This is a genomic window from Salinirussus salinus (assembly GCF_009831455.1).
Classification (GTDB): Archaea; Halobacteriota; Halobacteria; order Halobacteriales; family Haloarculaceae; genus Salinirussus; species Salinirussus salinus.
Genome location: NZ_WOWO01000001.1, coordinates 1 through 13,489 on the forward strand (window position 1 = coordinate 1; position 13,489 = coordinate 13,489).

The 13,489-nt window shown below is 56.7% G+C and carries 9 protein-coding genes; 8 read left to right on the forward strand and 1 reads right to left on the reverse strand.

From position 1 onward, the window contains the following. From GN153_RS00005 to GN153_RS00015, 3 genes are all read left to right on the forward strand, one after another. Positions 1–1,500, forward strand: a 1,500-nt coding sequence (locus tag GN153_RS00005; protein ID WP_159898532.1) for an ATP-binding protein, incomplete at its 5' end; no start/stop codon positions are given. Between the two features lie 169 nt (positions 1,501–1,669). Next, entirely contained in the window at positions 1,670–3,373 is a 1,704-nt protein-coding gene (locus tag GN153_RS00010; RefSeq protein WP_201287773.1) for a class I adenylate-forming enzyme family protein, read from the forward strand. 25 nt (positions 3,374–3,398) lie between these two features. After that, positions 3,399–5,030, forward strand: coding sequence for an acyl-CoA carboxylase subunit beta (locus GN153_RS00015; RefSeq protein ID WP_159898534.1), 1,632 nt, complete (start codon positions 3,399–3,401; stop codon positions 5,028–5,030). A gap of 371 nt (positions 5,031–5,401) precedes the next feature. On the opposite strand, the gene GN153_RS00020 is transcribed toward GN153_RS00015, so the two are convergent. After that, on the reverse strand, positions 5,402–7,000 hold the full coding sequence (locus GN153_RS00020; protein ID WP_159898536.1) for an acyl-CoA carboxylase subunit beta: 1,599 nt from the start codon (positions 6,998–7,000) through the stop codon (positions 5,402–5,404). A 220-nt stretch (positions 7,001–7,220) separates the two neighbouring features. On the opposite strand from GN153_RS00020, the gene GN153_RS00025 reads away from it, so the two are divergent. The 5 genes from GN153_RS00025 to GN153_RS00045 all read left to right on the forward strand — a co-directional run bounded on the left by GN153_RS00025 (position 7,221) and on the right by GN153_RS00045 (position 13,489). Further along, positions 7,221–8,927, forward strand: coding sequence for an AMP-binding protein (locus tag GN153_RS00025; RefSeq protein WP_159898538.1), 1,707 nt, complete (start codon positions 7,221–7,223; stop codon positions 8,925–8,927). A 559-nt stretch (positions 8,928–9,486) separates the two neighbouring features. Next, positions 9,487–10,812 carry an ABC transporter substrate-binding protein gene (locus GN153_RS00030; protein WP_159898540.1) on the forward strand — a complete coding sequence of 442 codons (1,326 nt, stop codon included), beginning with the start codon at positions 9,487–9,489 and terminating at the stop codon, positions 10,810–10,812. A gap of 34 nt (positions 10,813–10,846) precedes the next feature. After that, positions 10,847–11,731: a branched-chain amino acid ABC transporter permease gene (locus GN153_RS00035; protein ID WP_159898542.1), complete on the forward strand. Its 885-nt coding sequence runs from the start codon at positions 10,847–10,849 to the stop codon at positions 11,729–11,731. Positions 11,732–11,733: 2 nt separating this feature from the next. Next, positions 11,734–12,762, forward strand: coding sequence for a branched-chain amino acid ABC transporter permease (locus GN153_RS00040; RefSeq protein ID WP_159898544.1), 1,029 nt, complete (start codon positions 11,734–11,736; stop codon positions 12,760–12,762). Beyond that, positions 12,755–13,489, forward strand: coding sequence for an ABC transporter ATP-binding protein (locus tag GN153_RS00045; protein ID WP_159898546.1), 735 nt, complete (start codon positions 12,755–12,757; stop codon positions 13,487–13,489). Before GN153_RS00040 ends, GN153_RS00045 begins: the two co-directional genes overlap by 8 nt.

Consider the following 13,489-nt stretch of genomic DNA (forward strand, 5'->3'; position numbering starts at 1 on the left):
ATCATGCAACAAGCGGACGTTCCCATCGTCCCCGGCACGACTGACCCTGTCGAGGAGCCCGAGGAAGTCGTCGAGTTCGGCGAGGACAACGGCTGGCCCGTCGCCATCAAGGCCGAAGGTGGCGGCGGCGGCCGCGGCATGAAAGTCGTCCGCGACCCCGATGAAGCAGAGGACCAGCTCGAAAGTGCCAAACGCGAGGGTGAGGCTTACTTCGACAATGATTCCGTCTACCTCGAGCGCTACCTCGAAAATCCCCGCCACATCGAGGTCCAGATCCTCGCCGACCACCACGGCAACGTCCGCCACCTCGGCGAACGCGACTGTTCACTCCAGCGCCGCCACCAGAAAGTCATCGAGGAAGGCCCTTCGCCCGCACTCACTGACGACCTCCGGGAAGAGATCGGCGAAGCCGCCCGCCGCGGCGTCCGCGAAGCCAATTACTACAACGCCGGGACTGTCGAGTTCCTCGTCGAGGACCGCGACCGCGAGGACGGCGAACTCCTCGACGTCGGCGACGACTTCTACTTCCTCGAAGTCAACACCCGCATCCAGGTCGAACACTGTGTCACCGAACAGATCACCGGCATCGACATCGTCAAATGGCAACTCCGGGTCGCCCAGGACGAGGAGGTCACCTTCGCCCAAGACGACGTCGAGATCGACGGCCACGCCATGGAGTTCCGGATCAACGCCGAGAACGCCGCCGACGACTTCGCGCCGGCGACGGGTGGGACCTTAGAAACATATGATCCCCCAGGGGGCGTCGGAGTCCGCATGGACGACGCCCTCCGGCAGGGCGACGACCTCGTGACCGACTACGACTCGATGATCGCCAAACTCATCGTCGACGGCGAGGACCGTCAGGAGGTCATCGAGCGGGGCAAACGCGCGCTCGCGGAGTACGAGATCGAGGGCATCCACACGATCATCCCGTTCCACCGGCTGATGCTCGAGGACGATGCCTTCGTCGCCGGCCACCATACCACGAAATATCTCGACGAGGAACTCGACCCCGAGCGCATCGACGAAGCGCAGGAACGGTGGGGGAAAGAAATCGAGTCGGCGGCCGAGGACGACGAAGAGGTCACCGAGCGCATCTTCACCGTCGAGGTCAACGGCAAACGCTTCGAGGTCGACCTCGAAGAGCGCGGGGCGCCCGCGCTCGACCTCGGCACCGTCGACACCAGCGGCGGGGGCGGTGGCGGCCAGCGCCCGGACCGGGCCGGCCCCGACTCCGGCGAGAGTGGCGGCGGGGGCGGCGGCGGTGGGTCCACGGCGACCGCCGCCGGCCAGCAGGTCACCGCGGAGATGCAGGGCACCGTCTTGGACGTGAACGTCGCCGAAGGCGACGGGGTCGAGGCGGGCGACGTCCTGCTGGTGCTCGAAGCGATGAAGATGGAAAACGACATCGTCGCCGAATCCGGCGGCACCGTCACCGAAGTGGCCGTCGGCCCCGACCAGAGCGTCGACATGGGCGACCCGCTCGTCATTATCGATTAGACTGGACGACCAGAAGGAGGTTCACCTCCCACACCGTCGAAGCAGCAGGAGAGGTCTTCGGATAAGAGAGCTATACACTTCGAAACGGACACTCTCTGTAGGCTGGTCGGATGGTCCTGCGACCGGGGATAACCATAGATTTATATTTTGTGGGGGGACAGTGAGTCGCATGCGATCCGCTGGCAAGAGCCACGAGCCGGTAACGATGGAGTTTGACGACCGCCCGCTCAGTGAGCAGACGATGAACAGCATTCTCGAGAATCGTGCAACACACCTCGGGGACGCGCCGTTCATTCGGTACGGTCCTGAGGAACGGGATGTCTCATTCGCTGAAATGGATGAGACAGCGAATGCGATCGGAAACTCCCTCCTCGACCTAGACATCGCGCATCAAGCGAAAATTTCGGTCATGGTCCGCCACCCGCTCCAAACGCTGTTTGCGATGTTTGGAATCCACAAAGCTGGTGGTGTGTATTGTCCGATCAACTTTGAGTACAAGGGTGATGCACTCTCATACCAGCTCAACGATACGAACCCCGAGGTGCTGATCATCGAGGACCAGTATGTAGAGCGGCTGAATAATATCGCTGATGACCTCACAACGGACCCGGAGATCGTCGTCTATGAGACCGATCACCCAAGCAGCCAGCTGGATGCCTCGTTTGAGTCACGGACGTTCCAGTCGATGACCACCGGCGACAAAACGTCCCCAGAAGTGGACCTGACCTGGGATGATGAGGCCAGCATCATCTATACCTCCGGGACGACAGGGCGCCCGAAGGGCGTGGTCTTGCCGCACCGCTGGATCTTTGCGAACTACACCTTCATCTTCAGTCAGACACTGAACGAGGAGGATGTGGTCCACACGTCGCTCCCGCTATACCACGTTGGTGGCGTCTATGCTGATATCACGTCAGCGCTGGTCGCCGGCTCGAGCGTCGGCCTTTGGGACCGGTTCAGCCCTGACTCGTTCTGGGATCGCATCGAGAAGTACGGTGCAACAAGCGTGACATTCATCTCGGTGATGTGGACCTGGCTCGTGAAACAAGAAGAGCAAGAAGACGATCACCGGAACACGATCAACAAAGTGAGCGTGATCCCGCTGCCAGACAACCATGCTGAAATCGCGAAGCGGTTCTCATTTGACTTCGTGTTAGCGGGCTTCGGCCAGACGGAGTCAGGGATCCCCGTCGGAGGCTTCATTCACACCGCACAAGGGGAACATGCGACGCCGGCGGACTTACGGAAGGGAATGCGACCCGACGAGGTGATTAGCCAGTGTGAACAGCTTGGTGTCCCGGTGGTCGATGAAGCTCCGGGTGGGCGATACATGTCGAAGCCGATGGACCGGTATATGGAAGCGACCGTCCTGGACGACCACGATGAGCGCCTCCCCCCGGGCGAAGTGGGGGAATTCGCAGTCCGGTCCAAAATGCCCGGTATCCTGATGAAAGAGTACTATAACAAACCCGGAAAGACGGTGGATGCCTGGCAAAACCTTTGGTTCCACACAGGAGACGCCGCGTATCGAGATGAGAATGACAATTTCTACTTCGTCGATCGTATTGGCGACGTCATTAGGCGGCGTGGTGAGAATATCTCCTCAATCCAAGTGCAGGATGCAGTCACGGCATACGACCTCGTCAATGAAGCGGCCGTGTTCCCGGTCCCTGCCGAAGAGGGGGGCGAGGACGCGATCGCAGTCGCAATCGAGACCGACCGGAAAGACGAATTCTCCGAACAAGGACTGCGCGACCACCTTGCTGACCGATTGCCGGAGTTTATGCACCCAGACCACGTCAAGGTCATAGACGAGATCCCGACCACGGAGACGAACAAGCGGGAAAAATACAAACTCCGGGAGCAGTTCTGACGGCCGCCCCTATTGAACCTACATCATGACCAAGGATTCGACTCACCCCAAGATCGAGGACCGGCGCGAGCTAGATACAGACGCACTGTTGGAACGGGTCCAAGCCGCCAAACGCGACATCACAGACGAGGCGCGTCCAAAGCAAGTCAAAAAACAACACGAGAACGGAAAACTCACCGCCCGGGAACGCCTCGAGTACCTGTTCGATGGTGGCACATACATGGAATTCGGGCAGCTCGCTGCTCCGCATCCCGCAACACCGGAAATCCATGACTGGGAGCGTGAGGATGCTCCAGCTGATGGGGTCGTAACGGGGATTGGTGACGTCGACGGGCGACCTGTTGGTGCTGGGGCGATGGATTTCACCGTCAAAGGCGGTTCATTGGGACATACCGGTGCCTACAAAATACGACGAATCGCAGAACTGGCCTCCAGACGCGGCTTCCCGTTTGTACTCTTACACGACAGCGGCGGACACAGGATCCAGGAAGGCCTCGACGCGCGACCATACGCCTACGGCGATCCAACAGGACCAACTGGAATCTTCACCCTCCAGTCGAAACTGTCTGGGTGGGTCCCGCAGATCTCCGCCATGATGGGACCGGGATTCGCGGCGTCGACAAACTATGCAGCAACATCTGATTTTGTCCCAATGGTCGAGGGAACGTCGACGATGGGTGTCGCCGGCCCGGCGCTCGTCGAGGCAGCATTGGGCGTGGATCTCACCAAAGAGGAGATCGGCGGCGCGCGGTTCCAGACCGTTGAAACCGGGATGGCCGACCGGATGTTGGAGGATGACAAGGCCTGTCTCGATGCGATCAAGACGTTTCTCTCGTATTTCCCGTCAAATGCCAATGAACAGCCACCCGTGCAGAGCACGTACACCGCTCCAACCGAGGAAGAACGCGAGAATCTGTTGGAAACCATCCCCACAAACACAAAGAAGGGATACGATATCTACGAGATCGTCGCGGGGATCATCGACCGGAAATCCTTCTTCGAACTCAAGCCAGAGTATGCGCGCAACATCGTGACGGGCTTCGCGCGGTTGGAAGGACAGCCCGTTGGAGTGCTCGCTAACAACCCGCGGATCATGTCCGGGACGTTCGACGTGCCTGCCTGCGACAAGGCAGCGCATTTCATCAGCATGTGTGACGCATTCGACCTGCCACTGGTGTTCCTCATGGACGCACCCGGCGTGTTACCTGGCCCAGATTCGGAGCGACAAGGGATCGCTCGCCACTCGGGAAAAGTCCTATTCGAAGTCAATCGCGCAACGGTACCGAAACTGAGCATCGCCCTCCGGCGGGGGTACGGATTCGGGTATGTCCTCATGGCCGGCGGCCGGTCAACATACAATGATTTAACGGCCGTCTGGCCAACCGCCGAGATTGCAGCGATGGGGATCGAGGGCGCCGTCGACATCGCCTACCGACGGGAAGTCGAGGCCGCTGACGATCCCGAGCAAAAACGCGAGGAGCTCATCCAGAAATTCATCAACCGAACCGGGGCAATCCGAGCCGTCGAGCACTTTGGGGTCGACGCTGCCCTCGACCCGCGAAACACTCGGGACTGGCTGCTGCAAGCGCTCCGATACTCCAAAGCAGACTACTCGGAAACGTGGCCACCGAAGAAACACGATATCAACCCGATCTGACAAGGCAGTCGGTGATCATTGACCACGGGTTGGAGACAGGGGTCACTGGATGAAAGCCGTTTCGAGAACGGTGGCTGCCCGGGGGATACCCCCGGGAAGCGGCGGGATAGTAACCGATCGTCCAAACGGCTGGCGTCAGTGGACAAGTCAACGGGCTGGATTGGTAGTGACGTAACCGGACGATCGGCATATGGACTGACTTCCAATCATTACTTAAAGGTTTTGTTATTCCATGCCTCATCTGCGTGGAGGTCGGAGCAGCCGGAATGAGCCATGTCATAGAAAGCGTCTCAAACAGTGTTTCAGACAGGCCCTACAGCGGGCAGATTGGGGCGACGGAGAGGGAACAACTTGGGCGGAGTGAATCGGCTCTAGATCGGATTGATCCCGTGCTTCTTCGGTGGCCAGGACTCTTCGTGGGGTGTTTCTGACCGTGTTAGCGCATTCATGATCCACTCTCGCGTTTCGGGTGGGTCGATTGCGGCATCGATTCCGAAGCCCTCGACGGCCCGGATCGCCCCGGTCTGATTGATGAACTTCTGGATGAGTTCCTCGCGTTTTTCGTCGGGGGCATCCGCTGCTTCAATTTCACGCCGGTAGGCGATGTCGACGGCCCCCTCAATCCCCATCGCCGCGATTTCCGCCGTCGGCCACGTGACGGTGAGTTCGTTATCCGTTGTGCGTCCGCCCCCCATCATCACGACACCGAATCCATATCCTCGCCGGAGGACGACGCTTACCTTCGGCACTGTCGAGCGATTGATCTCGAACATGACCTTCCCGGAATGGCGTGCGATTCCCTGTTCTTCGGAGTCAGGGCCCGGCAACGTGCCGGGGACGTCCATGAGGAAGATCAGTGGCAGGCCGAACGCGTCACACATACTGATGAAGTGTGACGATTTATCGCATGCAGGCACGTCGATCGTCCCTGCTTTGATCCGTGGGTTGTTTGCGATGACGCCAACGGGTTGCCCTTCCATGCGGGCGAAACCGGTCACGATGTTGCGAGCGTACCGTGGCTTGAGTTCGAAAAACGAGCCCTGATCGATGATCCCGGCGATCACGTCGAAGATATCGTACCCCTCCTTGGGGTTTGTCGGGATAATCCGGCCCAGCTGGTCCACCGCTTCCTGTGAGGGGGCCTCGTATCGCGATTCAGTTGGCGGGTTTTTATTCGCGTTCTGGGGCAGGTACGACAGGAACATCTTGATTCCATCCAGGCATGCTTTGTCATCCTCGTAGACGACGTCTGCCATGCCTGTCGTGGCTGTCTGGAAGTCGGGCCCGCCCAGCTCTTGTTTGGTGATGTCCACACCTAAGGCTGCACGGACGAGCGACGGCCCCGCGACACCCATCGTCGACTTGTCCGCGACCATGGGAATGAAGTCGCAAGACGCAGCGTAATTCGTGGGTGCTGCGAACCCAGGCCCCATCATTGCGGCAATTTGGGGAGCCCAACCCGAGAGTTTCGTTTGGTACTGGAAGTCACCGGTCTTTGGGAATGGGCGTGCGTCAAGTCCCTCCTGGATACGATGGCCGCCACCATCATGTAGGAAAATCAGCGGGTAGCCCCGACGAAGGGCCAGTTCTCCGACCCGGTGAACTTTTTCGCCACCTGTGTGCCCGATCGAGCCGCCCTTGACGGTGAAATCTGTCGCGGCAACGGCGACGGGACGTCCGTCAATTTCGCCCAACCCAGTCACGACGCCGTCCGCGGGGGCATCCTCACGACCCCAATCAGCTGTTTCCTCTGTTTCAGGAGCAGGGGCTGCTAACCGACCAAATTCATCAAACGTTCCCTCATCACAAAGATAAGAGACCCGCTCACGGGCGCTCAGCTTTCCCGCCTCGTGTTGCTTGTTGATCGCTTCTTGTCTGTGTTCATCTAAGAGCTCTTCCTTTGCTTCCTGGAGTCGACGCCGAAGTTCTTCTGTGTCAAGCTGTCTTCGATCCTCAAGATTCTCCGTCATTGGTTGCAACCCCGGGACTGGACGTGTGCAAACGTCTGGGGATGAGCCGAGCAGCGGCCATCTGCGTCTTGTTGAATCGAGACACTATTCGAGAGTCTCACACTCGTGGTTGTCGGCGACATCGTAGGGGAGTCGTCAAGGGGGGCAATAAAAATTGTTCCACCCCCTCAGACGAGCGGCACCGGTAGTTTTATCACCAGCTGGTTTGGTATCGCAACGCATGGCGGAACCTGATACAGAGATCCCTGCGATCACTGCTAAGTTCGACGACGAGCCACTTCATCAGCAAACGATGAATTCGGTCCTTGAAAATAGGGCCGAACAAATCGGGTCAGAGCCGTTCATTCAGTATGGACCTGAGGAGCGGACTGTCACGTTTGCGGAAATGAATGACGTGGCGAACGCGATCGGAAATGGGCTCGTTGATGCCGGTATCCGCCACGAAGAGAAAGTGTCGGTGATGATGCGCCACCCGCTCGAAACGTTGTTTGCGATGTTTGGGATTCACAAAGCTGGCGGCGTGTATTCGCCGATCAATTTCGAGTACAAGGGAGATGCACTCTCCTACCAGCTCAACGATACGGATCCCGAAGTGCTGTTTATTGAAGACCGATATATTGAACGCCTCAATCACATTGTCGACGATTTGGAGTCATTGCCGACGGTGGTCATCCATGACACCACATCGGAAGAAGCGTCGTTGAACAGTGATTTTGAGCAGCTGTCCTTCTCTGACCTGAAGAACGCAGCAACCGATAATCCTGGTGTTGAGACATCGTGGAGCGACGAAGCATCTATTGTGTATACCTCAGGAACAACGGGACGGCCGAAGGGTGTAGTGCTTCCCCACCGCTGGATATTCGCGAATTACACCTTATTCTTCGGGCAAACACTGAATGAAGACGACGTGGTCCATACCTCACTACCGCTCTATCACGTGGGTGGTGTCTACGCCGACATTACCTCTGCCCTCGTTTCCGGATCGGAGGTCGCACTGTGGGACCGGTTCAGCCCGCACGATTTCTGGGATCGGATCGACAAATATGGAGCGACGAAAACGATCCTATTGTCGGTGATGATGCCGTGGCTCATGAAGCAGCCGGAGAAACCGGATGATCATGAGAATCCGCTGAAGATGGTCCATATGCAGCCGCTGCCAGATAACTATGATGAGCTAGCCGAACGGTTTGGCTTCGATATTGTGACTGCTGGCTTTGGCCAAACAGAGTCCGGTAACCCTCTGGCGGGACTCATCCACGCGAGCAAGGACGCAACACCAACCGACTTGCTGGAAGGCACCCACCCGGATGAAATAATCCAGACTGCAGAGGATCTCGGTGTCCCTGTAGTGGACGACCTTTCCGAGGATCGATATATGGGGCAGGAAGTGTTCTTCATGGAAGCGGAGGTCCTCGATGAAAATGACGAGGCACTCCCACCCGGGGAAGTCGGTGAACTCGCGTTCCGGCCCAAACAAGCGGGCATCCTGCTGAAAGAGTACTACAACAAGCCGGAGAAGACTGTCAACGCATGGCGAAACCTTTGGTTCCACACAGGGGACGCTGCCTACAAAGACGAAGACGGCAATTTCTACTTTGTCGACCGGATCGGTGACGTGATCAGACGGCGGGGTGAAAACATCTCATCGATGCAGATCCAGGACACACTGAATGCTCATGACAAAGTCGGGCAGGCTGCAGTCTTCCCAGTCCCGGCTCCTGAAGGGGGAGAAGACCAGATCGGCGCGGCCATCGAACCAGCGGACCCCGATGACTTCTCGAAAGCAGATCTGACGCCGCATCTCGATGAGAATCTTCCGGACTTCATGCATCCTGATGAGCTGTTGGTCGTCGACGAACTGCCAACGACTGAAACCAATAAGATCGAGAAGTACAAACTCCGCCAGCAGATAACCGGCGACGACTAAGTGTAGTCTCCTGGTATGTCCAAGCACATGGAGTCAGACCGAGTGTGTCGCGTGAGTGGTAACCCAACCTCCGAAGAGAGTGCGGTGATCGTCTCGGTCGTGCGGTCAGTAACTGGACAGATCGCACAAGCCCAAGCACTGGACGGCGACGATCAGACCGCCGGTGACGAATTCGCGGATCCCTCTGAATCACACCCCGATACGCAAAGCAAGGACAGAAAGTCGACGCGGGAGAGGTTGGAGCACCAGCGGGTGTGTCCAATCTGCAACCAACGGTACGACTCCAAGTATACACTGAACAACCAACGTCGTATCTTCACCGCAGAAAAGTCCGTCATTTGCTTTGATAGGGACAACGACGCCGTCTACCAACATTCACAGTAGCCGGGAAAGAGACGCGCGGATGTGATTCAAGCCGACAGCACCCGCCTGGAGGCGGGTCAAGAGGTATTTTGTTGGCCGATGGTCCAAGTCCATCTTCCGTGGCTGTGAGTCCAACCACACTACGTTAGCGGTTTTCACAAATTTTACGAAACAATTATATGCCCTCCCGGGACAGATGGTACACAGCGGCGCGCCAAAGCATACCAAGGTCATAACTATGGTTAAAGATGAACTCACCCGGCGGCGGGCACTGCAGACGCTCGGCGCCACTGGCACGCTCGGACTGACAGGGATCTCTGGATGCGTTGGACTTGGAGGCAGTGGGGGCTCCGGTGGGGATGGTGGAACGATCACCATCGGAGAGCTGAATCCCCTCTCAGGCCAGGCATCAGTGTATGGGCAACCGGAACATCAAGGGCTCATGGTCGGAGTCGAGGACCGTGGTGAATTCGAGGTTGACGGGTCCACATACAGCTTTGAGGTGACTTCGACTGACGACCAGTGTACGAACCAGGAAGGCGTCAACATTATCAGGAGATATACACAGCAGGAAGGAATTCGCTTCATCGCTGGGTCACTGTGTAGTAACGTTAACCAAGCAGTGGCCTCAATTGTTGACCAGGAAAACGTTTTACAGTTCATCCACGGTTCATGGGCGCAGGCACTATCATATGGCCGTGATAACGTCTTCCGCAACTCCTATACTGGGGCCCAAACTGATCCCGCGTTCGTTGAATTAGCCCAGTCCGAAGGCTGGGATAAGGTTGCCATGATTGGGGACGAAAAACACCCCTCGATTCTCGACAGCCATGAGCGGCTCGCAGAAGCGCTCCCGGAGGCTGGTATTGAGGTCGAGGTCATCTGGTATGAACGAGGGCAGGAAGACTATTCCACACAAGTTCAGCGTGCCAGCTCGTTTGAACCAGATGCACTGGAGGTCGCTGGGTATACCGGAGACGTCTACTCCGCAATCAGCCAGGCAATCGACCTCGGCATGGATGTCCCGATCGTCGAACTATCGAACTCATCCGAAGGGGCAATCCGGGGTGCTGTCGATGATATTAGCAAGTACGAAGGGGTGATGCCTCTGGGCGCTGCCCTGTCACCGGCTATCGCTGAGTCCGGGCATGAACCGGGGGAAAACTTCGTCGACAAGGTTCAAGACGAATTCGGCAGCGATGTCCCGTGGCACGTTGGCGGCGCTCATTATGACATGGTGTTTGCGCTCTCGACGGCCATGCAGAACGCTGGAACTGTTGAAGATATTGACGCCATTCGGGAAGAGCTACTGAATCTGACCATCGACGAGGCACTGAGTGACGCGCCAATCGGTGGGCCGGCGCAACTGTATACGCCAGTCCCCGAAGAACGTCTCTACGACGACCACGGCCAATCATGGTTCCCGAGTCTGCTCCGACAATGGCAGGATGGGGACCTCAACGTGATCGACACTGTTGAACTCTCGTCTGTGCCTGCTTACCCAGAGTCACTGACTGAATAGAACTGGGATCTAGGCATACATACAGCATTTCAACATGGTTGCAGAAACACTGTCGTACTTGTTTCAGTTGGTATTCAACGGGATGGTCAACGGTAGCCTCTACGTCCTCATCGCGCTTGGCCTCACCCTCATGTTCGGCGTGTTTGGGATCCCGAACTTCGCCCACGGCCAGGTGTACATGATCGGGGCTTACGTTACGTGGTTAGCGGCGGGCATTGGAGCCTCTTTCTGGCTTGCTGTCTTGGCAGCGGTGTTAACGACTGCTGCTCTCGGCGTAGCGATGGATCGGGCAACCTATGCTCCAGTCAAAGCCCGAACTGGCGGTGGAATCTCTCTCTTATTGGTCGCATTCGCGTTATATGAACTGTTAGGTGGGACTGCAGAATTGCTCTGGGGTCCAACCGGTCGGAGCATCCAGTTCCCGATTACCGGACGAGCAGAGGTCTTCGGGCTGGTTCTGACCTATGACCGGATCTTCATCATCGTGTCCACACTCCTCTTCATCCTCGGGATCCATCTGCTGGTCCAGCGGACGAAGTTCGGAAAAGCACTTCGGGCACTGAGTCAGGATGAAGAGAAGGCCACGACGTTGGGGATCAACAGCACTCGGATCTCCGTGATGACATTCGCGATCGGAAGTGGTCTTGCCGGGGTCGCTGGTGCCTTCATCGGTGCAATTTACGGATTAAACCCGTATATGGGACTGGAGCCGGTTCTGAAGGCATTTGTCATCGTCGTCGTCGGCGGGATGGGTAGCGTCGTCGGTGCGATTTTCGGCGGCTACCTCCTTGGGATCGGCGAGGCAATTACGACTGGGTACCTGCAAAGTGAATTCTCGACAGTGCTGACGTTCGCGCTGCTGTACGTGTTGCTGCTTGTTCGCCCGCACGGTATCTTTGGTGAACCGGAGGAGCGATAATTATGAGTGCAGCAACCACCAGCCGCCTGACATCCGCGTTCTCGTTCACCAGGGCCGTTGTCTGGGCGACGCTGATTTTCCTCGCTGCGATTCCACTCCTGTTCATGAACGGATTGGCAACCGGGTACACCCTTCACATCTTCATTCTCGTCTTGGTGTACAGCCTGCTTGCGACGTCGCTGAACCTCTTGGTCGGCTATACCGGTCCGGAATCATTCGCACACGGAGCGCTGTTTGGCATTGGCGGATACGCCACCGGGATCCTCGCACTCGAGTTCGGGGTACCAGTCTTTGCCGGGATTTTGCTAGGCGCTCTGGCGGCAGTCGCAGCTGCCTTCTTCATTTCACTCCCCAGCCTTCGATTGAAGGGGATCTATTTCGCAATCCTCACCATTGCTTTCCAGGTCATCTATCAGGATTCGCTATTGATATTCTCCGACATCACTGGCGGGATTAATGGATTGGCTGGAGTGCCATCTATCCCCGGTGTGTTTGGGCTTGACTCAGCCGTCGTTGACTACTACGTCGTGATGATTGCGTGCGTCGGCTCAATCTACCTGCTCTACCGGATTATTAATTCGGGACTCGGCGACACATTCAAGATGATCAAACAAGACGAGGAAGTCGCAAAGCACCTCGGATACAACACGACTCGGTACAAAATCCTCTCATTCGTGATATCGGCGTTCTTTGCTGGGTTAGCCGGCGGGCTCTTTGCACAGCACAATGCCTTCGTCGGATTGACCCTGTCAAACCTCTTCATTTCATTCCAAATCTTCGTCTTCGTCATTGTTGGTGGAGCTGGATACTTCTGGGGCCCGATCGTTGCGGCTGTCTTTATCACATATCTTGAAGAATTGTTATCCCTCGCATCCGTCTATTCGCGCGTGCTCACGGCGCTTATGTTGCTCATTGTGATTGTATCAATACCGAATGGTATTGCAAGTATATCGTGGCGTGAACATATCCATTCGGCCGGCCATCGCGTCGGTCTTCTATCGAAAGCTAATAGGGATGATCCAAATGCTTAGGCTAGAAAATGTGCGTAAATCGTTTGGCGCGATCGAGGCGCTGGACGACGTGAGTCTGTCGGTTGACAACGGTTCAATCAACGGTCTTATTGGTCCGAATGGTGCTGGTAAGACAGTCCTCTTCAATGTCATCACTGGTCGCTACAAACCTGATTCTGGCCACATATATTTCAAAGATACAGATGTAACTAGCAAACCGACATATGAGCGTGCACGTATGGGCATCGCCCGTGGATTCCAAGAGCTTCGACTCTTCCCGGAACAATCAGTTATCGAGAATCTGATGATTGCTGCCCAACCAAAACCTATCCGCCATAATATCAAGACGGTGTTCTCGAATCGACAAAGCGATGACATCCGGGAGCAAGCAGAAGCTATTCTGACGGAGCTTGAGATCCACGATAAAAAAGACATCACCGCCGGCGAAATGTCGTTCGGGCAGCAGAAGCTGGTTCAATTTGGGATGTTACTCATGGTTGAACCAGAATTGATTATGCTTGATGAGATCATGGCCGGCGTGAACCCAAACCTCACAGAGAGAATGAAAGAGTACGTAAGAGAGTACAATGACCGGGGGACGACGTTTCTGATCGTCGAACACGACGTCCCATCGATAATGGAGTTGTGTGATCAAGTGACGGTGCTCAATTCAGGCCGGCGTCTTACTACGGGTACACCGGCTGAAATCCGTGAAAACGAGGAGGTTATCGAGGCCTACCTCGGGTGA